The organism is Rubellimicrobium roseum (assembly GCF_006152145.1).
Taxonomy (GTDB): Bacteria; Pseudomonadota; Alphaproteobacteria; order Rhodobacterales; family Rhodobacteraceae; genus Rubellimicrobium; species Rubellimicrobium roseum.
The window spans coordinates 153,919-178,413 of record NZ_VDFV01000001.1 but is presented as its reverse complement, the minus strand read 5'-3'; the positions used below and the strand labels follow the sequence as shown (position 1 = coordinate 178,413).

Genomic DNA, 24,495 nt, shown 5'->3' with positions numbered 1-24,495 from the left:
AGCCCCGCCGTTGCCCCTCCCTGCGCCCCGCGCTAAAGCGCGGGCGCAGCCCGGAGGAGCCCGCGTGCCCAAGGATCAAAAGCCCCGTCGCCCCAAGGCCGAGACGCCCAAGGGCTTCCGCGACTACTTCGGCGCCGAGGTGACCGAACGCGGCGCCATGCTCGCACGCATCGCGGAAGTCTACCGGCATTACGGCTTCGATGCGCTGGAGACCTCCGCCGTGGAGACGGTCGAGGCTTTGGGCAAGTTCCTCCCCGACGTGGACCGTCCCAATGAAGGCGTCTTCGCCTGGCAAGAGGAGGATCGCGACTGGCTGGCGCTGCGCTACGACCTGACCGCGCCGCTTGCGCGCGTCTACGCACAGCATCGGGCACAGCTGCCCACGCCTTATCGCCGCTACGCGATGGGCCCCGTCTGGCGCAACGAAAAGCCGGGCCCGGGCCGCTACCGCCAGTTCTATCAGTGCGATGCCGATACGGTGGGAACGCCGACCGTCGCGGCCGACGCCGAGATCTGCAGGATGCTCTGCGACGCGCTCGAGACGCTGGGCATCGCCCGCCGCGACTATGTGGTACGGATCAATAACCGCAAGGTCCTTAACGGCGTCATGGAGGCCGCGGGCGTGCTCGACCCCGCCGACCCGGATCGGTTCATGCACGAGCGCGGCATCGTCCTGCGCGCCATCGACAAGCTGGACCGTCTGGGTACCGAGGGCGTGCGGGCGCTGCTGGGCGAGGGCCGTAAGGACGAGAGCGGCGATTACACCAAGGGCGCCCGGCTCTCCGAGGAGCAGGCGCAGGTGGTGCTGGGCTTCGTCGAGGCACGAGGCGCTACGGGCGCCGAGACGTTGCGCAACCTCACCGACCTCTGTGGCCAAACCCAGACTGGCGCGGTGGGCATCGGGGAGCTCACGCAGATGGCCGAGCTCCTCGAGGCTGGCGCTTATGGTACTGACCGTATCCTGCTTGATCCTGCAACGGTGCGGGGCCTGGGCTACTACACCGGTCCCGTGTTCGAAGCGGAGCTGACCTTCGAGATCCTGGGCGAGGACGGCAAGCCGCGCCAGTTCGGTTCGGTCGCAGGGGGTGGGCGCTATGACGACCTCGTGAAGCGCTTCACCGGCGAGGCGGTCCCAGCCACGGGTGTCTCCATCGGAGTGGACAGGCTGCTCGCGGCGTTGCGCGCCAAAGGCCAGGTTGCCCATGAGGAACCCGGCCCCGTGGTCGTTACCGTCATGGACCGCGATCGCATGGCCGACACCTTCGCCATCGTGGCGGATCTGCGGAACGCGGGCATCCGGGCCGAGGCCTACTTGGGCAATCCCAAGAGCTTCGGCGCGCAGATGAAGTACGCCGACCGTCGCCGCGCTCCCTTTGCGATCATCGAAGGGTCCGACGAGAAGGCGAGGGGGGTCGTGCAGGTCAAGGACCTCGTGGCGGGGGCACAGGCCGCGCAGACCGCGAGCCTGGAGGAGTGGAAGGACCGCCCGGCGCAGCAGGAGGTCACGCGCGCCGATCTCGTGGCGCATCTCCAGCGGCTGCTCGCCAAGTGACGCTGCCCGCGCAGAAGGCCGCCGCCTGGGCCGAGGCGCAGCGCCTGCTCGGGCACCTGCGCGAGCGCGGCGCGGAGGAGGTCGAGGCCGCCATCCTCCAGCCCGCCGCCGAGCTGCTGGACCTTTACGGTGAGGACATCCGCGCCCGCGCCTTCGTCACGCAGGACCCATTGCGCGGCGAGATGATGCTGCGGCCCGATTTCACCGTGCCGGTCGTGCGGATGCACATGGAGGCGGGGCTCGACCCCGCGCGCTACGCCTATGCGGGCGAAGTCTTCCGGCGGCAAGAGGTGGACGATCCCCAGCGCCCCTCCGAATACCTTCAGGTGGGGTTCGAGCTCTTCGGCGGCCGCGACCCGGCCGAGGCGGATGCCGAGGTCTTCGCCGCGCTGGCATCGGCTCTCCCGGACCTGCCCCTGCGGGCGGCCATGGGGGACATCGGGCTGATCCTTGCCGCGGTGGACGGGCTCTCGACCACGCCCACGCGCAAGGCCGCGCTGCGCCGCCACGTCTGGCGGCCCCGGCGTTTTCGGGCGCTGCTCGACCGCCACGCAGGTCGGGTGCCGTTGCCCGAGGGACGCGCGGCGCTGCTGGCCGTGGCCGACCCCTTCATCGACACCGGTCCCGAGATCGGGATGCGGACTCGGGCCGAGATCGAGGCGCGTCTCCAGCAGTTGCGCGAAGAGGCTTTGGCTCCGCCGTTGCCGCCCGAGGAGGTCGCGGTGATCGACGCGCTGCTGTCGCTCGCGGCGCCCGTGCCTGCGGCGCTGGACACGCTGCGTGACTTGGAGCGGGATGCGCCGGGGCTGGGTCCTGCGCTCTATCGGCTGGAGCGGCGCGTCGAGGCGCTGGAGCGGCGCGGGATCGCGCTGGGTGACATTGCCTTCGAAGGCAGCTTTGGTCGTACGACGCTGGAGTATTACGACGGCTTCGTGTTCGGCCTCTTCGCTGCCGCCCGCCCCGATCTGCCTCCGGTGGCCACCGGCGGGCGCTACGATGCGCTGACGCGGGTGCTGGGTCGGGGGCGCGTGGTTCCGGCGGTGGGCGGTGTGATCCGGCCCGAGCTGGTCGTGCAACTGCGGGGTGGAGCATGACGCTGCGGCTGGGTCTGCCGTCCAAGGGGCGACTGATGGAGGACGCCTTCGGCTGGTTCGCTGCTCGCGGGATCAATCTCGGACGTGCGGGCAGCGAGCGGGAATATGCGGCGCAGTCCGACTGGGACGGCCTGGAGCCTGTGCTCCTGTCAGCCGGAGAGATCCCGCGCGAGCTGGAGGCGGGCCGCATCCACCTGGGGGTCACGGGCTCGGACCTCGTGCGCGAGAAGGTCGCGGCCTGGGCCGACCGGGTCGAGGAGTTGGCGCCCATGGGCTTTGGGCAGGCCGACGTGGTGATCGCGGTCCCCCGCTTCTGGGTGGACGTAGAGACGCTGGACGACCTGGACGCGGCCTGCGCGGCGTTCCGGCGGGCGCACGGGCATCGGCTACGCATCGCCACCAAGTATCACCGGTTGACCCGTGACTTCCTGCGCGGCCATGGCGTCGCGGATTACGTGCTGGTGGACAGCCAGGGGGCGACCGAGGGCGTGGTGCGCGGCGAGACCGCCGAGGCGATCTCGGACATCACCTCGACAGGCGAGACTCTTCGGGCGAACGGGCTCAAGGTGCTGGCCGAAGGACTGATCCATGCGAGCCAGGCCACGCTGTTCCTGAGCCGCACCGCGCCCTGGGGCGCGCCGGAGCGAGCGGCGCTGGAGAGACTTCGCGAACGACTGGGGCTTTGAGGAGTCCATTGCCGCGGCGACCGCGACCATCCATCCTGCCGGCAGGGATCGGACAGGAGCCGCCGTGGAACAACAAGCCATCGCGGCGGCGCGGCCGCCGCTGACGGAAGCGCGCGTCGCCCTTCTCGTGGATGGCGACAACATCGCGGCCGACTGGGCCGGCCAGCTTCTGGTGAGGGCGGCCCGCCTGGGTTCGGTGCTCGTGAAGCGCGTCTACTGCGACGTAGGTCATACCCGGAACTGGGAAGCCTCGGCCGGCTTCGGACTACGGGTGGCGCGGATAGGCCCGAACGCGGCCGACATGCTCTTGACCATCGACGCAGTGGAGCTGGCCCATCGAGGCGACCTGTCGGCCTTCGTGCTTGCATCAAGCGACGGCGGCTTCGCCCCGCTCGCGCGGTATCTTGTGGAGCGCGGGACGACGGTGCTGGGGCTCGGAGGGGCAACCGCGCCCCCGGACTGGCGGAAGAGCTGCAGCCGGTTCGAAGTCCTGCAGCGGGGGGCGGCCAAGCCGACACCTCTGACGACCAATGCGACATCAGCGACGCCCCATGCCGCGGCAGCCTCCCGACCCGCTCCGGTCGTACCGGTGCCGAATGATCCTGGGGCAGGCCTTGTCGCAGACATGCCCCGCTTTTCGGATACGGATGCTAGGCTCCGTGCGCTGATCGCGAAGGAAGGCCGGGACGGAGGCTTGGCCATACAGCAAATAGGACCACGCCTGAATGCCCTGCACAAGCTGACCCTGACGTCCATCGGCGCCTCGGGCTAGCGCACCTACATGGCCGGAAGACCAGCTTTCTACCAGTTGGACCCGAAAGGGCCGGATGCTTGTGTCCGTTGGATCGGTCCCCGGCCGAAGACCTAGCCATCCCGTTGGGCGTGTTGCCGTTCCGGCGCTGAGGTCAGGACGTCGCCGGTCGCGAACCCGCTCAGATCCCGCAGGGCACTGGCGGAACGGGCCACCACATTGTGGTCCGCGTTGCCGTGCAGGTTCAACCCCCCAAGCAGCATCGGGCGCCACCAGACGGCGTGGCCCTTCGCCGTGCCATCCGACCAGCCGAACGCTTCGTAGACTCCGGCCGTCGAGGAGGAGGCGTCAATGCCGCGCAGATCGGTGCGGTTCGCGCTCGGGGTACAGTTCGAGATGACATCCATCTGACCGCCGGGGCGGCGGTCGTCCACGCTACCGAACACGAACCTGTCGCCGAGCGAGGCAAGACCGCTCGAAAGCAGGTTGCGGCCCAATCCCACCACGAACCGGTCCGCGCCCGCGCCGCCGTCTAGGCGGTCGGTCCCGGCGTAGCCCAAGGTTCGGGCGGGGCCACCCGAAAGCTCGAATCGATCGTCGTCGCCCAAGGCTCGGCTGAGCGCACCTGCCGGCCTTCGGTGGGCCCAGGCGAGCCCCCAAGCCTCGTGGATGGACTGGATCCCAACTCGATGCCCCGGACGCCGGCCCAGACTTCCAGGCCGACGAGTCGGGGTAAGTCTCTCGACCTCGGCCCGATCGGGGTAGTCGACCCCATTCACGCGGAAGGAGGGGTCCCGGCGTCGAGGCGGCTTCGAGGTCGATTCGATCTCGTTGAGGTTGACGGAAAGCAGGTCATGGGAGCTTCTGGAGAAGCGAAGGCCATGTTGTCGAGCGTTCCTCAATCGGGATGGATCCCTCCACGGTCGAGCATGGCCCACGCAAGGCTGCCGGCGCTGCGGGAGCCAAGGCAGGAAACGCGCTCTCAGCCGCCCGCAGTCCGGCGCTTCGGGGCCGGGCCCCAGACGACGCCGAACTCGGCCAAGGCAATAGACAGTTTGGGCGGAAGCTCCTCCTCGGCGGCGTCCCACTGGCCGAGATCGCGCGGCGCCTCGGCGGCCGGCAGGTACCGCCAGCCCTGGAACGGGCGACGCGGCATCGGGGTCACTCGGACGAGCGCGGGATCGAGGACTAAAGCGCAGCGGGGGATGCCGTCGCCGCCCTGAACTTCGTCGAGCCGGACGATCCGCTGACGGCAGAGCACCACGCCCTTGATCGCCCAATAGATCGAACCGCCGTCGAGCAACTCGGTTTCCCGCTTGGGCCACATCCGGGTGACATGGCGCGGGAGCCCGTCGGGTCCCTGGCCGGGGCCGGCCTGCCAGCGGGCCAGGTCGGCAACGTCCTCAGTCCCCACCGACAATTTGATAAGATGCAGTCCCGTCACTCGGTCCCCCTTCGTGCGGCGCGCAGCATGGGGGTCACGCTCCTTGTCCGCAAGGGGTGGGCCCCCACATCTCGTTGACCGGGGCCCGGCGCGGGGCCAAGATGAAGTTCCCTCTTTGTTCGGGAGTCCTGCATGGCGAACGACCAGACCCCGCTGCGATCGAGCTTCCTTGCTCCAATTTCGGAATCGATCTGGGACATGAAGTACCGGCTCAAGGCACCGGACGGACGGCCCCTGGACAGTCAGGTCGAGGACACCTGGCGGCGGGTGGCGAAGGCGCTGGCCTCGGTCGAGACGGATCCCTCGATTTGGGAGGGACGCTTCTACGGAGCCCTCGATGGGTTCCGCTTCCTGCCGGCGGGTCGGATCGTCGCGGGGGCGGGCACCGCGCGGTCGGTGACGCTGTTCAACTGCTTCGTCATGGGAACCGTCGAGGACTCGATGGGCGGCATCTTCGACGCGCTCAAGGAGGCGGCGCTGACGATGCAGGCCGGGGGCGGAATCGGCTACGACTTCTCGACCCTTCGGCCCCGAGGGGCGCCGGTGAAGGGAGTGGGGGCGGACGCCTCGGGGCCCCTGTCCTTCATGGACGTGTGGGATGCGATGTGCCGGACCATCATGTCGGCTGGAAGCCGTCGCGGCGCGATGATGGCGACCCTGCGCTGCGACCACCCGGACATCGAGGACTTCGTGACCGCCAAGCAGGACCCGGCGCGATTGCGGATGTTCAACGTGAGCGTGCTGATGACGGACGCCTTCATGGAGGCGGTGAGGGCGGACGGCAACTGGGACCTGGTCTTTGACGGCCGGGTGTTTCGCACGATTCGGGCGCGGGAGCTCTGGGACCGGATCGTGCGCTCGACCTACGACTTCGCCGAGCCGGGCGTGATCTTCATTGATCGCATCAACCGCGAGAATAATCTCCGCTACGCCGAGACCATCGCCGCCACGAACCCTTGTGGCGAGCAGCCCCTGCCACCCTACGGGGCGTGCCTCCTGGGCTCGGTCAACCTCGCGCGCCTCGTGCAGGACCCGTTCGGGCCGGGTGCGCGGCTCGATGAAGGCGAGCTGCGGGACTTGGTCGCCGTCGCTGTGCGAATGATGGACAACGTGGTGGACCTGTCGCGCTTCCCGCTGCCCCAGCAGGCCGAGGAGGCGCGGACCAAGCGGCGGATCGGACTGGGCGTCACGGGCCTCGCGGACGCACTGATGACTCTGGGGTTGCGCTACGGCTCCCCGGAGGCGGTTGACTGGACACGAGCCACGATGCGGCAGGTCGCGAGGGCGGCCTATCTGGCCTCGGTGGACCTGGCCAAGGAGAAAGGGCCGTTCCCGCTCTTCGACGCGGATCGTTATCTCGACTCAGGCACAATGCGGCGCATGGACGAGGACGTGCGCGCGGCCGTGCGGGCGCATGGCATCCGAAACGCGCTCCTGACCTCCATCGCGCCGACGGGGACGATCTCGCTTTACGCTGGGAACGTGTCCTCGGGGATCGAGCCGGTCTTCGCCACCTCCTACACGCGCAAGGTGCTGATGCCGGACGGCTCGCGCCGCGAGGAGGAGGTGGTGGACCACGCCGTCGCGCTGTGGCGGAGTCTTCGGGGCGACGCGGACCTGCCGGCGCAGGTCGTGACGGCGCAGGATCTGGCCCCCATGGATCACGTGCGGATGCAGGCGGCGGCGCAGGAATGGGTGGACTCGTCTATCTCCAAGACGATCAACGTGCCCGCGGACATTCCGTTCGAGGATTTCCGTGACGTGTATCAGGCCGCCTGGGACCTTGGCTGCAAGGGCTGCACAACCTATCGACCCAACGCCGTCACCGGGTCGGTCCTGTCCGTGGCCGAGCCGCCCAAACCCGCGCCCATGGCCGAGGACAAGCCGCTGGAGCGGCCCGAGGAACTGGAGGGCGCGACCTACAAGCTGCGCTGGCCAGGTTCCGAGCACGCCATCTACATCACCGTCAACGACATCGTCGTGGACGGGCGGCGCCAGCCCTTCGAGGTCTTCATCAACTCCAAGAACATGGAGCACTACGCCTGGACGGTGGCGCTGACCCGGATGATCTCGGCGGTATTCCGGCGCGGCGGCGACGTGACCTTCGTCGTCGAGGAGTTGAAGGCCGTCTTCGATCCGCGCGGCGGAGCCTGGATGGGCGGGCGCTACGTGCCCTCGATCCTGGCCGCCATAGGAATCGAGATCGAGAAGCACCTTAAGCGGATCGGTTTCATGGAGCAGGCCGACCGGCTCGTCGGCGTGGATGGGACGGCGACCCCCGTGGAGAGGACTGGCAAGTTCGACGATGCCGGCTGGGAGGAGGCTCCGACGGCGGATGCCGTCGCGGCTGCGCCCGGAGCGGCCTGCCCGTCCTGCGGCAGCTATGAGGTCCGCGTCCAGGAGGGCTGCCTGAGTTGCGCGACCTGCGGCTTCTCGCGCTGCGGCTGACAGGAACCCCCCTGCGGCTGCGGCATTGAGCGGGGGAAGGGGCATGGACAGGCACGCCGCCCCAAAGACCAAGGGAAGGAGCGCCCTCATGGCCGACCAGCCGAACCCGCCCGATCCGGACGATGCCCTCACCGAGCGCGCGGTTTCCATGGACCGTCGTCCTGCCGAGCCCGACCGGGGGGCCGGCCGCGCCGTCAACGCGGCCTTCAGCCGGCGCCGGCCCGAAGGAGCGCCGGCACCGCAGGCCGAGACCACCGGCCAGCAGGACCTGCGTATCGAAGGTGCGGGCTATCCGTCCGAGGACATGGACGACGTGGCCCCGGAGGGCGACGACGCGCATGACGACGACGATGGCTATCGCGACGCCGACAACGACCTGGATGACGACGTCGACGGGGAGGAAGACGAGGACGGCTATCGCCCGGCCGACGACACGGACGTGCTCGGGACACGGCCCGAGGCGCTGGAGGAGATGATGGTACCGCCGAGCGGGGACGCGCTTGGCGGCGACCGGGACAGCGACCCCAACCTCAACGGCGGGCACGGCATCCGGATGACCGCGCCGGAGGAAGGGCCCGTGCCGATCGAGGAAGAGGACACCGACCTTTCGATCATCGGCCATGGCCACGAAGACAAGGCGGCCTGGAACCGCGACCGCGTCGCCCATCTGCAGGAGATCGAGGACGACGAGCGCGAGGCGCGCGACGCCACCTCGGAAAGCGCGGGAGTCGGCGGGGCCGTGCTGGCTGGCGCGCTGGAAGGTTGGGAAGGAGGCAATGCCTCGCCCACCATCGCGCAGGGCGTCGACCCGGAGAGGGGCCCCGAACTGGACGAGGAGGAGGAGGTCGTGGGCGACATGGCCATCGACGACATGGCTGACGACGTGCTCGGCGACGACTCGACCCGCGACCCCAACAATGCGCCCTTCCTGCCCGAGCACCGCGACCTGCCGGACGATAACCTGTCGCTGGAGGAGCGGCTGATCGCCACGCCGGGCGAAGATGTGCTGTCCTCGGGTCCCGAGTTCGGAGTGAACGAGGAGTTGGAGGCCGAGGACCTGAACGAGACCGATAACATCGAGCAGGCCTATGAGGACCAGCGGCTCGCGATGGACGACTCGGCCCAGGGGAACGAGCGCCGGGGCGGCGTCGAGGACGACTGATGCGCCCGTCGCGGCGGCTCGTCATCCTTTCCCGATCTGCTAGGACGCGGGAAACGCGCAAGAGGAGCCGCCGATGACCCGTGCCCTTATTCCGGAACTCGTGCTTCGGGATCCCGAAGCCGGATCGCTCTTCCTGGAGCGGGTCTTCGGCTTTGCCCAACAGGACGGCCGACTCGTGCTGGGCTCGCAGGAGGTGATCCTGTCGCAGGGCGAGCCCGACGGCCGACACGGGCGCATCGACCATCTCGCCCTGTCGGTGCCGAGCATCTCGGACGCCTTGGCGGCCTGCACCGCGCGGGGGGGCGTGCTGGGCGAGTCCACGCCGAAGGGGCCGGTCATCATTCCCGAGTTCTGGGAGCGCGGGGTGGAATACGTGTTCCTGGACGGCCCCGAAGGCGCGAAGATCGAGTTGATCGCTCGGCGGCCCCCTGCGGCCATGCGTCCCTGGGGCCACGACCACATCGGCATCTCCTGCGCCGACCTGCGACCGATGCGCGACTTCTTCCTGGGTATCGGGCTCGAAGAACGGGCGGCTGTGACGCTGGAGCGTCTCGAGGGCCGGGTGGACGTGGCCTTTCTTGCCTGGGGCGAGGACGTCGTGGAACTCTACTGCCTGCCCGAGACGCGGGCCGATCCGTCGCTCAATGCGGGCCAGGGTTTCTGGCGCAGGCTCCGCGCCCAAGGGATCGACGGGCGGCAGGTCGGGCCCGAGGGGATCGAGATCCTACCCCTTTGATCCGCGCGGGATCGCCACGCCCGCAAGGATGACGAGCACGCCCAAGGCGCGGAGCGGGGCGCCCTCGACCCCCCGCAACGTGTCGAGGAGAGCCCCCGAGATCATCTGGCCGGCGATCACGAGGAGCGCCGTGTTCGCCGCGCCGATGCGGGCCACGAGCCAGCTTCCGGCGGCCACGAAGATCACCCCCAGCGTGCCGCCCGCCCAGGCCCAGCCCGGAACCTCGGCCAGCCCGACGGGAAAGGGCGGTCCCCCGGCAAGGACCCAGCCGGCGAGCGCGGAGATCCCCAGCGCCAGGGCGCCCACGAGGTGGTTCCAGAAGGAGGCGCCGAGCGCTCCCTTGGTCAGCGCCAGTCGTCCGTTGATCTGCCGGCTGAGTCCGATCAGACCGCCCGCCGCGATCGCCATGGCCACGGCCGCGATCATGCCGGCGCCCCAAAGATGAGAAGGGCGCTGCCTCCGAGGATCAGGGCGATGGCCAGGAGGTCGCGCCGGCTCGCGCGGCGGCGCGGCAGCCCCAGCAGCCCCCAGCGGTCGGCGGCGAGGCCGAAGGCGGCCTGCCCCAGCAGGCCCAGCGCGAGCGTGCCCGACAGCGCCAGCGCCGTATTGGCCGCCACCGAGGACAGCATCACCGTCATCGCGCCCAAGAGCCCGCCGCCATAAGCCCAGAGAGGCGACCGGCCCTCGGCCGCCGCGCGGGTCCGGCGCAGCGCGGCAAGCATCAGGAGCGCCGCGACCGTTCCCGTCGCGTGCGGCGCGAGCGAGCCCCAGAGCGGGCCCGCGTGGGCCGTGACGGTGGCGTTGCAAAGGACCATGAGCGACAGGAGGCAGCCCGTGCCCAGGGCCGCCGCGACGTGCAGTGGATGGGCGCGCGACTCGCGGGTCGTCGCGACTGGCGCGGTCTCGGGGCCGGGCGGCAGGGGCTTGGTCGTCATCGGGCCAGCATCGGGGGGCGGGGCAGGCTTGACAACCCCCGGCCGAGCGGTCATGAGGCGCGCCTGGTGTTGGTGGCCCCCGCAAGGGGATGCCTGTCGCCCGCAAGGGAAAGGACAACGCCCTTCAACCCCGGCCCGCTCCGAATTCTTCGGGGGCCCCATGAAGGAGATCAGCCGTGACGAAGCGCACCGCTGCCAAATACAAGCTCGACCGCCGCATGGGCGAGAACGTCTTCGGCCGTCCGAAGTCGCCCGTCAACAAGCGGGAATACGGCCCCGGCCAGCACGGCCAGCGCCGCAAGAACAAGCTGTCCGACTTCGGCACGCAGCTGCGCGCCAAGCAGAAGCTGAAGGGCTACTACGGCGACCTGACCGAGAAGCAGTTCAAGCGCATCTACGCCGAAGCCGCCCGCGTGAAGGGTGACACCGGCGAGAACCTCGTGGGCTTCCTCGAGCGCCGCCTCGACGCCGTCGTCTACCGCGCCAAGTTCGTGCCCACCATCTGGGCCGCCCGCCAGTTCGTGAACCACGCCCACGTGCTGGTGAATGGCAAGTCGGTGAACATCCCCTCCTACCGCGTGAAGGAAGGCGACGTCATCGAGGTCCGCCAGAAGTCCAAGCAGCTCGGCCTGATCCAGGAAGCGATCGCGCTGACCGAGCGGGACGTGCCCGACTACCTGGAAGTGGACCACAGCAAGCTGACCGCGACCTTCGTGCGCCAGCCGGGTCTGGCCGATGTTCCCTATCCGGTCATCATGCAGCCGAACCTCGTGGTCGAGTTCTACGCCAAGAACGGCTGATCCCAGCCTCTTCGGCCCGGATTTCCAGACCCGTCGCGGAGCCTCCGCGGCGGGTCTTTTCGTTGCCGAATCCGTGATCATGATCCACATGGAGGTCATGGTCCAGACAGCCCCCCGCGGACGCACCGCCCCGAGCCACCCCGTCCATGCCCGCATCGAGGGCGCCATCGTCATCATCGGCTTCGGCTCGATCGGCATGGGGGTCCTGCCCCTGATCGAGCGGCACTTCGAATACGATGCCAGCCGGCTCACGGTGATCGACCCAGATCCCGACATGGCGAACTGGCTGCGCCAGCGGCAGATCAACCACCTCAACCTGGGCCTCACGCGCGAGAATTATCGCGAGGTGCTGGGCGGGCTCTTCGGGCAGGGGCCCGGCTTCTGCGTCAACGTGTCGGTGGACGTGGCCTCGCTGGACGTCATGCGCTTCTGCCGCGAGATCGGCGTGCTTTACATCGACACCGTCGTGGAGCCCTGGGCGGGCTTCTACTTCGAGACGGAGGACAATGCGGCGCGGACGAACTATGCGCTCCGGCAGGCCGTGCGCGACGAGAAGGCGGCGCACCCCGGAGGGTCGACGGCCGTAAGTTGCTGCGGCGCCAATCCGGGCATGGTGTCGTGGTTCGTCAAGGAAGCGCTCCTGCGGCTGGCCGCCGACACCGGGCGGCAAGTCGCGGACCCCACAACCCGCGAGGGCTGGGCGCGGCTCATGCAGGCGCTGGGGGTCAAGGGGCTCCACATCGCCGAGCGCGACACCCAGGCCCGTGCCCGCCCCAAGCCGCGCGGGACCTTCGTCAACACCTGGTCGGTCGAGGGCTTCATCGCCGAAGGCTTTCAGCCGGCCGAGCTGGGCTGGGGCACCTTCGAGCCGTGGTTTCCCGAGAACGCCCACCGCTTCGAGGCGGGCTGCCGGTCGGCGATCTGGCTCGAACGGCCCGGCGCGATCACCCGCGTCCACACCTGGTGCCCGACGCCGGGGCCGCAGTTCGGCTTCCTCGTCACCCATAACGAGGCCATCTCGATCAGCGACTACTACACCGTGGGCGACCCTGGGTCTCCCGAGTTTCGTCCGACCTGCCACTACGCCTATCACCCCTGCGACGAGGCTATCCTGTCGCTTCACGAGATGTTCGGGGGCGGCCGCAAGCAGGCGCGGCAGGAGATCCTGACGGCCGACGAGATCACCGAGGGCGGCGACGAACTGGGCGTGCTGCTGTTCGGGCACGAGCGGAACGCGCTCTGGTACGGCTCGCGCCTGTCGAACGAAGAGGCCCGCCGACTCGCGCCGCTCCAGAACGCGACCGGCCTGCAGGTCGCCTCGGCCATCATTGCGGGCATGGTCTGGGCCTTGGAGAACCCCCTGGCCGGCATCGTCGAGACCGACGAGATGGACCATGCGCGCTGCCTGGAGATCCAGAGGCCCTATCTGGGCCCGGTCGAGGCGCATTACACCGACTGGACGCCGCTCGCCACGCGATGGGATCTCTTTCCCGAGGAGCACGACTTGAAGGAGCCCTGGGCCTTCCTCAACGTGCTGGCGACCTAGACCTCGGCCAGGATGCGGTCCATGCGAGGATCGCCGCGGACATAACCCTGGCGCGGGTCGAGAAAGGTCCGCTCGGTCAGGGCCAACTCATCCATGTCCTCGACATGGAAACTGCGCCAGCCCTTGCGCGACTGCCAGCCCATGAGCCGGAGCCGCCCGCCGTCGAGCCCCAGCCGGTAGGGCTCCACGGTCCGGTGCTCGCCGTGGTAGCGGAACTCGATCACCCGCCGGTCCCGGATCGCCTGTCGGATCAGCCTGTCGTCCATGCGCGCCTCCCGCGGGAAGAAGGCGCGGACGGGCCGTCGCGTTCCCCGAACCGGCTGGGGACGGCGCCCGGAGCGGCCGGGCGCCCGGCCGCGCTCAGAGAATGAAGTCCGAGCGGTCGGGACGGAAGCCGCCGATCGTGTCGACAAGGATCTCCAGCTCGCTGGCCGAGTCGCCGTCGAGGTTCACGCGCACGTCGAAGTAGCCGCTGGTCAGCTCGACGACCCGCACCGTATTCCGGCCGCTGCCGCCGAAGCCGAGCTGACCCAGGATCAGGTCGCCGAAGTCGATGACGTCGAGTTCGGAGAAGTCCTCGATGCGGTCCTGAATGGAGCGATCGCTGGCCGGGGCTTCGCCCGGCAGGAAATGGAACGTGTCGGCGCCGCCCCCGCCATAGAGCAGGTCGAGCCCGAGGCCGCCGCGCAGGAGATCGCTTCCGTCGCCGCCATAGAGGTCGTCGGCCCCGCTGCCGCCCCAAATCGTGTCAGCGCCACGCTCACCGAGAAGAAGGTCGCTTCCGCCGCCGCCCTGGAGGTCGTCCCCGTCGGCCCCGCCATAGAGAAGGTCATTGCCGATCCCGCCCACCAGGGCGTCCTCGCCGGTCTCGCCCCGGAGCCGGTCGTTGCCGCTGCCGCCCACAAGCTCGTCTCCGCCGGATCCGCCCCTCAGCTGGTCATTGCCCGACCCCCCGACCAGGACGTCGTTGCCGCCCCTGCCGTTGATCTCGTCGTTGCCGCCCAAAGCCAGGACCCGCTGCGCGAGGTCGTTGAACGTCCGCTCGTCCCGGGCGCCCGACAGGATGAACTGCTCGGGCTGGAAGGAAGTCGAGACGTTGAAGGCGTAATCGCCCAGATCCGCGGACTGGCCGATGAACCGGAAGCCACCGTTGACGTAGTCGGTCGCGGACTGATGGACGGCCACGAAGAAGACGCCTGTCGAGGCGGCCACGAAGCTGAAGTTGGGGTCCGCTCCGGCGGTGGCTGGGTCGCTGGAGGCCACCCGCCGTCCCGCGCTGTCGATCAGGTCGACCTCCAGATTGACGTCGTTACCGTTTGTGATGTCGTCCGCGTCGAAGTAGTAGCGGCGTCCGGCCGTGAGGGTCATGGCGAAGACGTCGATGTCTCCTCTCGCCTCGATCTTCTGATTGAGGGCCGCCGCCGAGTAGAAGGACGAGTTGTCGACCCCTGCGCCTGCCCCGGTGTTGAAGTTGCCTTGGGTCAGGTAGGTCGGCTCGGCCAGCGAATTGGACGAGAAGGAAAAGCGGAAAGGCATAGTGATCCTCCGGTGCGCGCCATGGGCGCAAAGGTCGAGCCATTCGGAGGCCCGGCCGTGTGAAGCCCCAGCGATGAGCACCTAGCGCGGCATGGCCGGGCGGACAGGGCGGCCTTTCCGAGGGCGGACGCGCGGCGTGCAACGGAGGACGCCCTTGCCGAGGCGCGACAGCGTTGCCATCTGCCGAGAGCGGGAGAGGGAGTCGGGATGCAGGTCAGCGTGTTCGGAGCCCGGGGTCGCACCGGGCGGCTTGTGGTCGAGGAACTCCTGCGGGCCGGCCACACCGTGGTGGCCGCGAGCCGGCGGGGCGAGGCGGTCGGGGGCACGCGCGCGGTCGCAGCGGACCCCGTGGCCGGCACCGGCATCGCCCGGGCCCTGGAAGGCTCGGACGCGGTGATCAATGCCATGGCCAGCCGACCGGGCAATCCGGCCTGTTCGTCGCTGGCCCGCGCGCTCCTGGGGCGGACCGGGCTGCGCTACGTGAGCTTGGGCGGGGCGGCGATCAATCATCCACGGGACCGCAAGGGCCCGATCGACCGCCTCGCCACGGTCGTCGCGCGCCTCGTGGGCGGGGCGGCCGTCACCGACCGGCAGGAGGAGCTCGCGATCCTGATGGGGTCGGGGCTGCGCTGGACCATGCTGCGCGCGCCCTACCTCGTGGACGGTCCGGCGACGGGGGACGTGGAGATCTCGGACGAGCGGGTGCCGGGGCTGCGCCTGCGCCGCGGCGATTTCGCCGCCATCGCCGTCCGGGCGCTGACCGAGGACATGATGGTGGGCCGCGCGCCTTTCCTGGGGGGCTGAGACATGGCGGAACTCATCTACGGCTTCGACCCGCTCTGCGGCTGGTGCTACGGCATCGTCCCGGCGATGCGGCGCGTGGCGGAGGAACATCCCGAACTGCCGATCCGACTGGTGATGGCGGGCCTTGTCACCGACGACCGGGTCGGCCCCTACGCCGAGATGGAGGGCTACATCCGGCGCGCCTCTAGGCGGCTCAAGGAGGTGACGGGTCGAGAGCCTTCCGAGGCCTTCTTCCGGCTCATCACCACGCCGGGCGTCGAGGGCAACTCCGGTCCGCCTTCGGTCGCCATCGCGCATGTGGCCGGGATGAAGCCCGACAAGGCGATGGAGTTCGCCCACAGCGTGATCGAGGCCCACCACGGTGGCGGTCAGGACCTGAACCGCACCGAGACCTATGCCCCGCTCCTCGCGGCGGTGGGGCTCGGGCCTGAGCTGCCCGACCTCCACGATCCGCGGCTCTGGGAGGCCGTGTGGGAGCAGGGGCGACGCATCGGGCTCCAGAGCTTCCCGACCTTGGCGGTGCTCAGGGACGGGCACGCCCGAGTGCTGCCTTCGGAATACGACCCCGAGCGGCTGTCGGCGCTGGTGGGCGAGGCGGCGAAATGACGGTGGAAACCCCGGTCGCGCGCCGCTAGAAGGGCGCCCGACAGGAGGCCCCGACGTGACCCGCATCGCACCCCAGCCAGGCATCATGGACATCGCGCTCTACGAGGCGGGGGTGTCGCATCTGGAGGGCAAGGCGAACGTCCTGAAGCTGTCATCGAACGAGAACCCGCTGGGCGCCCCCGAGCCCGCGCGCGAGGCCTTCGGGCGCGCCGCCCGCGACCTCCACCGTTATCCCAACACCGACCATGCCGCCCTGCGCCGGGCCATCGGCGAGGTCTGGGGGCTCGACCCCCGGCGGATCATCTGCGGCGTGGGCTCGGACGAGATCATCACCTTTCTATGCCAGGCCTATGCCGGCCCGGGCGACGAGGTCATCCACACCGAGCACGGCTTCTCCATGTACCGCATCTCGGCGCTGGCGGTGGGCGCGACGCCCGTCGAGGTGCCCGAGCGCGAGCGGACCACGGACGTGGACGCGATCCTGGCCGCCTGCACCGAGAGGACGAAGCTCGTCTTCATCGCCAACCCCAACAATCCGACCGGCACGATGATCGGCGGATCGGAGCTGCGCCGGCTGGCCGAGGGCCTGCCGGAGCAGGCCATCCTCGTGCTGGACGGCGCCTATGCGGAATATGTCGAGGGCTATGACGCGGGCGCGGCGCTCATCGCGGAGCGCGACAACGTGGTGATGACGCGCACCTTCTCCAAGATCTACGGCCTCGGGGGCCTGCGGATCGGCTGGGGCTACGGGCCACAACCGATTATCGACGTGCTCAACCGCATCCGGGGGCCGTTCAACCTGTCCACCGCCGCGCTCCTGGCGGCCGAGGCCGCCGTTCGGGACCGGGCCTGGGTCGCGCGATGCCGGGCCGAGAACGCCCGGTGGCGGGACTGGCTGGCGCGCGTGCTGGCCGAGATGGGCGTGCCCTCGGACGTCTCGACGGCGAACTTCATCCTGGCCCGCTTCGCCGATCCGGCCGAGGCCAACGCCTGCGACGAGCATCTGCGGGGGGAGGGCATCATTGTGCGCCGTGTGGCGGGCTACAAGCTGCCCCATTGCCTGCGCATCACCGTGGGGGACGAGGCCTCGTGCCGCCGCGTCGCCCACGCCATCGGACAGTTCAAGGGCCTGCGGTGATCTACGGACGCGTCGCGCTCATCGGCCTGGGGCTGATCGCCTCCTCCATGGCCCATGCCATGCGCCGGGGAGGCTTGGCGGGCGAGATCGTGGGCTATGCCCGGACCGCCGCCACGCGGGACGTGGCGCGCGAGATCGGCCTTTGCGATCGCGTGGTCGACAGCGCCCGCGAAGCGGCCGAGGGCGCGGATCTCGTGGTGCTCTGCGTGCCCGTGGGCGCGATGGGGGTGGTGGCTGCCGAGATCGCGCCGGTGCTGAAGCCCGGAGCGACGGTCAGCGACGTGGGCTCGGTCAAGCGTGCCGTGATCGAGGCCGTGGAGCCCCACATCCCCGCGGGGGTCCACTTCGTCCCCGCCCACCCGCTGGCCGGGACCGAGTATTCGGGGCCGCGCTCGGGCTTCGCCACGCTCTTCGATAACCGCTGGTGCATCGTCGTGCCGAACGGCGCGGACCGGGCGGCGGCGGACCGGCTGGGCGACCTGTGGCGCGGGATGGGCGCGAATGTCGACGAGATGGACGCCGACCACCACGACCAGGTGCTGGCCGTCGTGAGCCACACGCCGCACCTCATCGCCTACACGATGGTGGGGGTCGCGGACCATCTGGAGAACGTGACCGACAGCGAGGTCATCAAGTATTCGGCCTCGGGCTTCCGGGACTTCACGCGGATCGCGGCCTCGGACCCCACGATGTGGCGCGACGTGTTCCTGACGAACCGCGACGCCACGCTCGACATCCTGGGCCGTTTCGCCGAGGAGCTGTTCGTGCTCCAGCGGGCGATCCGCATGGGGGACGGGCAGCACCTCTTCGACTACTTCACCCGCACCCGCGCCATCCGGCGGGGGATCGTCGAGGCCGGGCAGGACACGGCCGCCCCCGACTTCGGCCGCGTGCCGGGGCCGGTCGCGTGAGGGCGCTCCTGCCGCCGCTCCTGGCCCTGCTCGTCGGGGCCGGCGCGGTGGTGGCGGAGGCGCCGGAGAGCGCCCGGCGTCCCGAAGCCCGCGCGGTGGCGGAGCCGCCCGCCCGCCCGGAAGCGCGCTCTGGCGAGGATGGTCGTCCGGTCGTGGAGACCCGTCCCGACAGCTCGCCGGCCGCGCTCGCCGCCCCGCCGGAACTGGAGGTTCCCGACCGGACCCGGCCGGTGCCCGAGCCTGCGGAGGATGTCCGTCCGACGGTTCCGCGCCAGCCGCCGCTCATCGAGACCGAGCCGCCGCCCGCTGTGCTCGACGGGCCGCGCAACGAGGTCCGGGCCGAGGAACTGATGACCGAGCTGCCGCCAGTGCCCGTCCAGTTCGGCTTCGAGGGCGAGGCTCCGCCCGTTCGCCCGCTGCCCGAGCCGCGCCGGGCCGAGCGTCCCGGAGCCGGACGCCCGCGCGCCCGGCCCGAGCCGCCCCTGGACCCCCGGCCGCTGCTGCCTCCCGAACCCGATGCGCCGCCCGCCTATGCGCCGCCTGTGGGGCCCGAGGTGCTGCCGCTGGGGCCCGAGTATTCGCCGCTGGCCGTGGCCCGGTCGCTGCTTCCCAGCCTGCGGCCCGAGGGCATCGTCGAACGGGCCGAGGCGGCGGCGCGGGCGCTGGCGCTCGGGCAGGTCTGCGGCGATCCGCGCCTGCAGGGCGAGGTGATCGCCGCCATCCGCGGCGGCGGGGGCTGCGGCGTCGAGGAGCCGGTGCTGGTGCGGTCGGTCGATGGCGTGACGCTCTCGACGCCCGCGACCATGGACTGCGTCACCGCCGAGGCGCTTCTGGAATGGATCGTCGAGGGCGCGCGGCCGGCCGTGGGCAGCCGGGGCGGGGGCCTTGAAGGCTTCGAGATCATGGGCAGCTATTCCTGCCGGCCCCGCAACAACCAGGCTGGCGCCCGCCTGTCCGAGCACGGGCGCGGCCGCGCCGTCGATATCGGCGCGGTGATCCTTCGGGACGGCTCCCGCCTGAGCGTCGCCGGGGACTGGCCCGACCCGGCCCTGCGGGAGATGCACGACGCTGCCTGCGGCATCTTCAGCACCACCCTCGGGCCCGGCTCGGACGGGTTCCACGAGGATCACCTGCACTACGACACCACCCGCGGGCGCGGGCCCTACTGCCGCTAGAGCCGGGGCGCCTCGAAAAGGGCGAGGCCCAGCGCCTCGACCTGCCCGTCGGCGAAGGTCAGCGGAATGTCGAGGTCGTCGGAACCCTGAGCGAGTTGCTCCAGCGCGGGCTCCACGAAGGCCCGTCGCTCGAAAGGCAGGAGCCCAGCCTCGGCCAGGAGGTCGAGGAGGCCGCGCCAGTTCTCGACGGACAGGCGCAGATCGCCGGCCAGGAAGCCTTCGGCGTCCGGGACGAGGTCTCCTTGAGCCCGCAGCGCCACGGTGCCGCGCCCGAGCCGCGCCTCGCGCAGGGACAGCGCCAGCACCTCGGGACGGTCGTCGAGCCGGCGGTCGAGCGGCGCCCCTAGCGCCACCTGTCCGTCAAGCCGCAGGACGTCGAGCCCGGCTGCGGTCAGGGGGGAGCCGAGATTCGCGCCTTCGAAATAGACGTCGTAGGTGGCCGGCCCGGCCTCGCGGATGGCGGCCAGGAGCCGGTCGAGCGACAGGCTCCAGCCCTGCTCGGAGGTGACGGCGAGAGGCCCGCTTTCGAGCGCCGCATGGTCGAGCGGTAGGTCGGTCGAAAGCCGAGCCGTCCCGCTGGCCCTCAGGCCCTCGGATGTCACGGTGAGCGGCTGGCCCAGCACCGTCACCACCTGCTCGGGCGGCCAGACGGCGATCACCTGATTGGGCCGGTAGGCCAGCGCGAAGACCTGGACGAAGGGCGTCTCCCATTCGACCCGTCCGTCGGGCGAGGCGAGCCGGAGATCCGTCACCGTGGTGTCGAAGCGGGACGGGAAGCCACGGGTGGACAGGTCGGCGTAGTCCACCTCCCAGCCATGGGCCGCGAGATCCGCGAGTGCCGCCTGGGCCCGCGTCTCGACCTGCCACGAGCCCACGAACCAGTAGCCGCCATAGAGCGCCGCCAGAGCCGCCACCACGAAAAAGAGAACGCGCATCCCGTGATCCTCCTGCCGGACGATCTATAGACGAGACGAGCAAGGGAGACAGCCTCGTGACGGATTCTTCGGACCTTTGGGTCTTTGCCTATGGATCGCTGCTCTGGAGCCCCGGCTTCGAGGCCGAGGAGGCGGTTCGCGCCCGTCTGGAGGGCTGGCGGCGCGGCTTCTGCATGTGGTCGCTGCACTATCGCGGGACCGAGGCGGCGCCGGGCCTGGTGCTTGCGCTCGACGAGGACGGGGGTGCCGCCTGCGAGGGGCTGGCGCTGCGGGTAAGCGCCGGCCGCCGCGAGGAGGTGCTGGAGGGCCTTCGCTCGCGCGAGCTGGTGTCGGATGCCTATCAGGAGCGCTGGCTGCCGGTGGTCCTGCGGGACGGGCGGAAGGTCACGACGGTGACCTATGTCGTCCGGCGGGATCATCGTCAGTATGCCTGCGTCGACCTGGACACGCAGGCGCGGACCATCGCCGGGGCGCGGGGCCTGCGCGGGCCCAATATCGATTACCTGACCAGCACCGCCGAGCGGCTGGCCGACCTCGGGATCCAGGACCCGGGGATCGAGGCGCTGCTGCAGCGGACCCGGACGATGCTGGCCTGAGCCGCGCCGCCGCGCTTCGGCCCAAGTTCCGCCGCCTTGGCCCGCTTCAACCGCATTGGCCGGGGCGGGCGGGGCAGGAGGGCCTCCTCGGCGGGAGTTGACCGCGCGGGGCTTGGGTTTCGGGCGGGCGTCCTCTAGCGTGACCCCACAGCCTGCCTGGACGAGGACCTGACCGCAGCATGGATCGACGGGACGCCGAGACGACGCCGCACTTCTCCCAGCCGGTGCGGCAGATCTCCCTGATGCTGATCGCGCTCGCGGTCGTGGGGGCCGGGGCCTACCTGGGCATCCGCACGCTGTCGGCCGTCTTCTTCACCAACGTCTACCTGAACACCGCCATCGCGGCGGTCTTCGCGCTGGGCGTGCTGAGCTGCTTCCGGCAGGTCGTCCTGCTCATGCGATCGGTGTCGTGGATCGAGGGCTTCGCGCATAACGCGCCCGGCTGGGACCAGCGGGCCCCGCCGTCGCTGCTGGCGCCGCTGGCCGCCCTGCTGCGGACGCGGGGCGCGCGGATGCAACTGACTTCGACCTCGACGCGCACCATCCTCGATTCGGTGGCGACGCGCGTGGACGAGGACCAGGAGATCACGCGCTACCTGTCGAACGTCCTGATCTTCCTGGGCCTGCTCGGGACCTTCTACGGCCTTGCCACGACGGTGCCGGCGCTGGTGGACACCATCCGCTCGCTGTCGCCGCAGGAGGGCGAGACGGGCGCCGACATCTTCGGCCGCCTGCAGACCGGGCTGGAAAGCCAGCTGGGCGGCATGGGCACGGCCTTCTCGTCGTCGCTCCTGGGTCTTGCGGGATCGCTGATCGTGGGTCTGCTGGAGCTGTTCGCCGGGCATGGGCAGGGGCGCTTCTACCGCGAGATGGAGGAATGGCTGTCCTCGATGACCCGCGTGGGCCTGTCGGGCGAGGATGGCGTGACCGAGTCCTCGGTCTTCGGGCAGGTCGTGGACACGATGGCCGAGCAGATGGAGGCGCTCCAGCTCATGTTCCAGCAGTCCGACGCCGCGCGTGCCCAGACCGACCGGCGGCTGGGCGAGATCGCCGTGGCGCTGGGCCAGCTCGCGCAGCGGATCGAGGAGCGCGACAGCGCCCCCGCGCTCCTGCGCATCGCCGAGGGGCAGGAGCAGATGGTCGCCGCGCTCGACCGGATGGGCGCCCTGATGGCCGAGGGCGGCGCCGATGCCGAAAGCCGGATGCGGCTGCGGTCGATCGACGTGCAGGTCCTGCGCATCCTCGAGGAGCTGTCGGCCGGGCGGCAGGAAACCTTGGCCGAGCTGCGGGCAGACCTGACCAACCTTGCGCGATCCTTGCGCGGCCCCGCCCGGCTGCGCGACGAGATGAGGTAAGGGGATGCTGCGCGCCCGCCGCCGGATGCAGAACGGGCCGATCTGGCCGGGCTTCGTGGACGCGCTCACGAGCCTCCTGCTCGTGATGATGTTCGTGCTGACCATCTTCACCGTGGTCCAGTTCACGTTGCGCGACCAGATCAGCGGCCAGCAGGATCGCCTGGATGCGCTGTCCGTGCAGGTGGCGCAGCTCACCGAGGCGCTGGGGCTGTCGCAAGGGCGCGAAGCGGATCTGGGCGAGCGCCTGGAGGTGGCGACGCGGGCGGGCGAGGAGCAGGCCTCGGTCATCGACGCGCTTACCCGCGAACGGGACGCGCAGGCCGCCCGCATCACCGACGTCGAGGCGCAGGTCGCGGCCCTTCTTCTGGAGCGGGACGAGGCGCGGGACCGGGTCGCCAGCCTGGAGGGCGAGGCCGCCACGCTGGAGCAGGCCCTGGCGAGCGCGCGCGACGAGATCAGCGAAGGCGAGGAGCAGGCCCGCCTGGCGGCCGCGCGGCGCGAGGCGCTGGAGGCGCTGGTCCGGTCGCTCCAGAACGACACCGCCGAGGGCGGCGAGGCGCTGGCCGAGGCGCGGGCGCAGTTGTCCGAGGCCGAGCGGGCGCGCCTGGTCGAGGCCGCCGCGGCGGAAGCGCTGCGGGAGCGGCTGGCGAACTCGGAGGCCGAGCTGACGGCCATGACGCTCAGCCTGGAGGAGGAGCGCCGGAAAGCCGAGGAGACGCTGACCATGCTCGCCGCCGCCGAGGCGGCGCGGGACGACCTGGACCTGCAACTGGCCGCCGCGATCCTGGCGCGGATCCAGGCCGAGGAGCGGGCCGGGGTGGCCGAGGCGGCGGGCGAGGATCTCGACGCCCGGCTTCTGGCGGCGCTGTCCCTGCAGGACGAGACGGAGGCCGAGCTGGAGGCCGCGCGTGCGGCGCTGGAGGCGGCCGAGGCGGAGGGGGCGTCGCTGTCGACCCGCCTTGCGGCCGCTCTGTCGGCGCGCGATCTCGCGGAAGGGGATCTGGAGGCCGCCCGGCAGGCCCTGGAAGAGGCGCTGGCCACGTCCGAGGCCACGCAGCAGGAAATCGAGGAACGGCTCGCCCGGGCGATCCTCGACCGCGACGCCGCGCAGGCCGAGCGCACGGCGCTGGAAACCGAGGTCGACCGCCTGTCCGGCGAACGCGAGGACCTGTCGGCGCGCCTCGCGGAGGCGGTGCTGCGCCAGAGGCAGGCCGAGGCGGCCGCGCAGTCGGCCGGCACCTCCGACGACCTGCGGGCCCGGCTGGCCGATGCGCTGGGCCGGTTGGCCGATGCCGAGACCCAGTCGGCCGAGGCGATGACAGAGGCCGAGCGGCAGGCGGCTCTCCTGGCCACCGCGCAGGCGGAGCTGGCCCAGGAGGAGGCGATCTCCACGGAGGCGCAGCGCCAGGTGGCGGCGCTGAACCGGCAGGTGGCCGAGCTTCGGACGCAGCTATCGACGTTGCAGGCGCTGCTCGATGTGGCCGAGGAGGCGGACCAGGAGGCGCAGGTCCGCATCGAGTCGCTGGGGACGCAACTCAACACGGCGCTGGCGCGCGTGGCCGACGAACAGCGGCGGCGGGCGGAGCTGGAGGCGGCCGAGCGGCAGCGGGTGGCCGAGGAGGCCGAGCGCGCCCGCGCGGAAGCGGCACGGCTGGCCGAGGAGGCGCGCAACCTGGAGACCTACAAGTCCGAGTTCTTCGGCAACATGCGGCGGCTTCTGGAGGGGCGCGAGGGTATCCAGGTCGTGGGCGACCGCTTCGTCTTCTCCTCGGAGGTGCTGTTCGAGCAGGGCAGCGCGCAGCTTTCGTCCGAGGGCCGGGCGCAGATCGCGCGGGTGGCGGGGCTGCTGAAGGAGATCGCCGGCGAGGTGCCCGCCGGCATCGACTGGGTGATCCAGGTGGACGGCCACACCGACGACGTGCCGCTGACAGGGACGGGCCTCTTCGCCGACAACTGGGAGCTGTCGCAGGCGCGCGCGCTGTCGGTGGTGCGGCAGATGAGCGAGGTCGAGGGCATCCCGCCGGCGCGGCTGTCGGCCAATGGCTATGGCGAGTTCCAGCCGATCGACATCAGCAACACCGAGGAGGGCAAGGCCCGCAATCGGCGCATCGAGATCAAGCTGACCGAGCGGTGAGGGCGAGCCGGCCGCGCGGCGCTTCGATCCCACGGGAGCCTGGCCCGGACGGACGCTTGAGGCGCGTGGTGCTGGGCGGCATTGGCCGCGCCGTGCCTGGAGAATGCGGTCCTGCCGATGCACGCCCCGGGGCAAGGAAGGTCGGAGGTCG

General features: G+C 70.6%; 24 protein-coding genes. 17 read left to right on the top strand and 7 right to left on the bottom strand.

Features of this window, described 5'->3' with window-relative positions; genetic code table 11:
• Positions 1–64 precede the first annotated feature (64 nt).
• The 4 genes from hisS (at position 65) to FHG71_RS00830 (ending at position 4,104) form a co-directional block, all read left to right on the top strand.
• Complete coding sequence (hisS, locus tag FHG71_RS00845; RefSeq protein WP_139079711.1) at positions 65–1,552, top strand: histidine--tRNA ligase; 1,488 nt, start codon at positions 65–67, stop codon at positions 1,550–1,552.
• 2 nt (positions 1,553–1,554) lie between these two features.
• Positions 1,555–2,646: an ATP phosphoribosyltransferase regulatory subunit gene (locus FHG71_RS00840; RefSeq protein ID WP_139080003.1), complete on the top strand. Its 1,092-nt coding sequence runs from the start codon at positions 1,555–1,557 to the stop codon at positions 2,644–2,646.
• Entirely contained in the window at positions 2,643–3,332 is a 690-nt protein-coding gene (gene hisG, locus FHG71_RS00835) for an ATP phosphoribosyltransferase (RefSeq protein ID WP_139079710.1), read from the top strand. Before FHG71_RS00840 ends, hisG begins: the two co-directional genes overlap by 4 nt.
• A 64-nt stretch (positions 3,333–3,396) precedes the next feature.
• Positions 3,397–4,104, top strand: coding sequence for an NYN domain-containing protein (locus FHG71_RS00830; RefSeq protein ID WP_176559223.1), 708 nt, complete (start codon positions 3,397–3,399; stop codon positions 4,102–4,104).
• Between the two features lie 92 nt (positions 4,105–4,196).
• Here the strand turns inward: FHG71_RS00830 and FHG71_RS00825 are convergent, their stop codons facing one another.
• Together FHG71_RS00825 and FHG71_RS00820 are read right to left on the bottom strand one after the other, a co-directional pair.
• Complete coding sequence (locus tag FHG71_RS00825) at positions 4,197–4,691, bottom strand: hypothetical protein (RefSeq protein ID WP_139079708.1); 495 nt, start codon at positions 4,689–4,691, stop codon at positions 4,197–4,199.
• A gap of 374 nt (positions 4,692–5,065) precedes the next feature.
• Positions 5,066–5,527, bottom strand: a complete 462-nt coding sequence (locus FHG71_RS00820) for a DUF1489 family protein (protein ID WP_139079707.1) — start codon at positions 5,525–5,527, stop codon at positions 5,066–5,068.
• Between the two features lie 132 nt (positions 5,528–5,659).
• Between FHG71_RS00820 and FHG71_RS00815 the strand changes: the two genes are divergently transcribed.
• The 3 genes from FHG71_RS00815 (at position 5,660) to FHG71_RS00805 (ending at position 9,873) form a co-directional block, all read left to right on the top strand.
• Positions 5,660–7,975 carry an adenosylcobalamin-dependent ribonucleoside-diphosphate reductase gene (locus FHG71_RS00815; protein ID WP_139079706.1) on the top strand — a complete coding sequence of 772 codons (2,316 nt, stop codon included), beginning with the start codon at positions 5,660–5,662 and terminating at the stop codon, positions 7,973–7,975.
• An 88-nt stretch (positions 7,976–8,063) separates the two neighbouring features.
• The gene (locus tag FHG71_RS00810) at positions 8,064–9,137 is read left to right on the top strand and encodes a hypothetical protein (RefSeq protein ID WP_139079705.1); all 1,074 of its coding nucleotides are present in this window, start codon (positions 8,064–8,066) and stop codon (positions 9,135–9,137) included.
• A 73-nt stretch (positions 9,138–9,210) separates the two neighbouring features.
• Complete coding sequence (locus FHG71_RS00805; protein ID WP_139079704.1) at positions 9,211–9,873, top strand: VOC family protein; 663 nt, start codon at positions 9,211–9,213, stop codon at positions 9,871–9,873.
• Here the strand turns inward: FHG71_RS00805 and FHG71_RS00800 are convergent.
• Together FHG71_RS00800 and FHG71_RS00795 are read right to left on the bottom strand one after the other, a co-directional pair.
• Positions 9,862–10,299, bottom strand: a complete 438-nt coding sequence (locus tag FHG71_RS00800) for a DMT family transporter (RefSeq protein WP_139079703.1) — start codon at positions 10,297–10,299, stop codon at positions 9,862–9,864. The genes FHG71_RS00805 and FHG71_RS00800 overlap by 12 nt on opposite strands.
• Positions 10,296–10,808 carry a DMT family transporter gene (locus FHG71_RS00795; RefSeq protein WP_139079702.1) on the bottom strand — a complete coding sequence of 171 codons (513 nt, stop codon included), beginning with the start codon at positions 10,806–10,808 and terminating at the stop codon, positions 10,296–10,298. Before FHG71_RS00795 ends, FHG71_RS00800 begins: the two co-directional genes overlap by 4 nt.
• 176 nt (positions 10,809–10,984) lie before the next feature.
• Here FHG71_RS00795 and rpsD point away from each other — a divergent pair, with 176 nt between their 5' ends.
• Both rpsD and FHG71_RS00785 read left to right on the top strand, forming a co-directional pair.
• On the top strand, positions 10,985–11,608 hold the full coding sequence (gene rpsD / locus FHG71_RS00790; protein WP_139079701.1) for a 30S ribosomal protein S4: 624 nt from the start codon (positions 10,985–10,987) through the stop codon (positions 11,606–11,608).
• A gap of 79 nt (positions 11,609–11,687) precedes the next feature.
• The gene (locus FHG71_RS00785; protein ID WP_246045286.1) at positions 11,688–13,154 is read left to right on the top strand and encodes a homospermidine synthase; all 1,467 of its coding nucleotides are present in this window, start codon (positions 11,688–11,690) and stop codon (positions 13,152–13,154) included.
• On the opposite strand, the gene FHG71_RS00780 is transcribed toward FHG71_RS00785, so the two are convergent.
• Both FHG71_RS00780 and FHG71_RS00775 read right to left on the bottom strand, forming a co-directional pair.
• Positions 13,151–13,420: a WYL domain-containing protein gene (locus tag FHG71_RS00780; protein WP_139079700.1), complete on the bottom strand. Its 270-nt coding sequence runs from the start codon at positions 13,418–13,420 to the stop codon at positions 13,151–13,153. The genes FHG71_RS00785 and FHG71_RS00780 overlap by 4 nt on opposite strands.
• 94 nt (positions 13,421–13,514) lie before the next feature.
• Positions 13,515–14,690, bottom strand: a complete 1,176-nt coding sequence (locus FHG71_RS00775; protein WP_176559222.1) for a calcium-binding protein — start codon at positions 14,688–14,690, stop codon at positions 13,515–13,517.
• Positions 14,691–14,897: 207 nt separating this feature from the next.
• On the opposite strand from FHG71_RS00775, the gene FHG71_RS00770 reads away from it, so the two are divergent.
• The 5 genes from FHG71_RS00770 (at position 14,898) to FHG71_RS00755 (ending at position 19,324) form a co-directional block, all read left to right on the top strand.
• Positions 14,898–15,494, top strand: coding sequence for an NAD(P)-dependent oxidoreductase (locus tag FHG71_RS00770; RefSeq protein WP_139079699.1), 597 nt, complete (start codon positions 14,898–14,900; stop codon positions 15,492–15,494).
• A 3-nt stretch (positions 15,495–15,497) separates the two neighbouring features.
• Positions 15,498–16,100, top strand: a complete 603-nt coding sequence (locus FHG71_RS23900) for a hypothetical protein (protein ID WP_218013999.1) — start codon at positions 15,498–15,500, stop codon at positions 16,098–16,100.
• A gap of 85 nt (positions 16,101–16,185) precedes the next feature.
• Entirely contained in the window at positions 16,186–17,238 is a 1,053-nt protein-coding gene (gene hisC / locus FHG71_RS00765) for a histidinol-phosphate transaminase (RefSeq protein WP_218014011.1), read from the top strand.
• Positions 17,235–18,149 (top strand): prephenate/arogenate dehydrogenase family protein, encoded by a 915-nt coding sequence (locus FHG71_RS00760; protein WP_281281927.1) that lies wholly within the window; start codon positions 17,235–17,237, stop codon positions 18,147–18,149. The genes hisC and FHG71_RS00760 overlap by 4 nt, the downstream gene beginning before the upstream one ends.
• Positions 18,146–19,324, top strand: a complete 1,179-nt coding sequence (locus tag FHG71_RS00755; protein WP_139079696.1) for an extensin family protein — start codon at positions 18,146–18,148, stop codon at positions 19,322–19,324. The genes FHG71_RS00760 and FHG71_RS00755 overlap by 4 nt, the downstream gene beginning before the upstream one ends.
• On the opposite strand, the gene FHG71_RS00750 is transcribed toward FHG71_RS00755, so the two are convergent.
• Positions 19,321–20,259 (bottom strand): DUF2125 domain-containing protein, encoded by a 939-nt coding sequence (locus tag FHG71_RS00750; protein WP_139079695.1) that lies wholly within the window; start codon positions 20,257–20,259, stop codon positions 19,321–19,323. The two genes, FHG71_RS00755 and FHG71_RS00750, sit on opposite strands and share 4 nt — an antisense overlap.
• 56 nt (positions 20,260–20,315) lie before the next feature.
• On the opposite strand from FHG71_RS00750, the gene FHG71_RS00745 reads away from it, so the two are divergent.
• From FHG71_RS00745 to FHG71_RS00735, 3 genes are all read left to right on the top strand, one after another.
• Complete coding sequence (locus FHG71_RS00745) at positions 20,316–20,855, top strand: gamma-glutamylcyclotransferase (RefSeq protein ID WP_139079694.1); 540 nt, start codon at positions 20,316–20,318, stop codon at positions 20,853–20,855.
• Between the two features lie 179 nt (positions 20,856–21,034).
• Positions 21,035–22,210, top strand: coding sequence for a biopolymer transporter ExbB (locus FHG71_RS00740; protein ID WP_139079693.1), 1,176 nt, complete (start codon positions 21,035–21,037; stop codon positions 22,208–22,210).
• A gap of 4 nt (positions 22,211–22,214) precedes the next feature.
• On the top strand, positions 22,215–24,344 hold the full coding sequence (locus FHG71_RS00735; RefSeq protein ID WP_139079692.1) for a peptidoglycan -binding protein: 2,130 nt from the start codon (positions 22,215–22,217) through the stop codon (positions 24,342–24,344).
• The last annotated feature ends 151 nt before the right edge of the window (positions 24,345–24,495 follow it).

Bases quoted from the DNA above. Each gene is read 5' to 3' on its own strand.
- hisG (WP_139079710.1), top strand. From the start codon at position 2,643: ATGACGCTGCGGCTGGGTCTGCCGTCCAAGGGGCGACTGATGGAGGAC.
- FHG71_RS00815 (WP_139079706.1), top strand. From the start codon at position 5,660: ATGGCGAACGACCAGACCCCGCTGCGATCGAGCTTCCTTGCTCCAATT.
- FHG71_RS00810 (WP_139079705.1), top strand. From the start codon at position 8,064: ATGGCCGACCAGCCGAACCCGCCCGATCCGGACGATGCCCTCACCGAG.
- FHG71_RS00805 (WP_139079704.1), top strand. From the start codon at position 9,211: ATGACCCGTGCCCTTATTCCGGAACTCGTGCTTCGGGATCCCGAAGCC.
- FHG71_RS00800 (WP_139079703.1), bottom strand. From the start codon at position 10,299: ATGATCGCGGCCGTGGCCATGGCGATCGCGGCGGGCGGTCTGATCGGA.
- FHG71_RS00795 (WP_139079702.1), bottom strand. From the start codon at position 10,808: ATGACGACCAAGCCCCTGCCGCCCGGCCCCGAGACCGCGCCAGTCGCG.
- FHG71_RS00785 (WP_246045286.1), top strand. From the start codon at position 11,688: ATGATCCACATGGAGGTCATGGTCCAGACAGCCCCCCGCGGACGCACC.
- FHG71_RS00780 (WP_139079700.1), bottom strand. From the start codon at position 13,420: ATGGACGACAGGCTGATCCGACAGGCGATCCGGGACCGGCGGGTGATC.
- FHG71_RS00775 (WP_176559222.1), bottom strand. From the start codon at position 14,690: ATGCCTTTCCGCTTTTCCTTCTCGTCCAATTCGCTGGCCGAGCCGACC.
- FHG71_RS00770 (WP_139079699.1), top strand. From the start codon at position 14,898: ATGCAGGTCAGCGTGTTCGGAGCCCGGGGTCGCACCGGGCGGCTTGTG.
- FHG71_RS23900 (WP_218013999.1), top strand. From the start codon at position 15,498: ATGGCGGAACTCATCTACGGCTTCGACCCGCTCTGCGGCTGGTGCTAC.
- hisC (WP_218014011.1), top strand. From the start codon at position 16,186: ATGGACATCGCGCTCTACGAGGCGGGGGTGTCGCATCTGGAGGGCAAG.
- FHG71_RS00750 (WP_139079695.1), bottom strand. From the start codon at position 20,259: ATGCGCGTTCTCTTTTTCGTGGTGGCGGCTCTGGCGGCGCTCTATGGC.
- FHG71_RS00740 (WP_139079693.1), top strand. From the start codon at position 21,035: ATGGATCGACGGGACGCCGAGACGACGCCGCACTTCTCCCAGCCGGTG.
- FHG71_RS00735 (WP_139079692.1), top strand. From the start codon at position 22,215: ATGCTGCGCGCCCGCCGCCGGATGCAGAACGGGCCGATCTGGCCGGGC.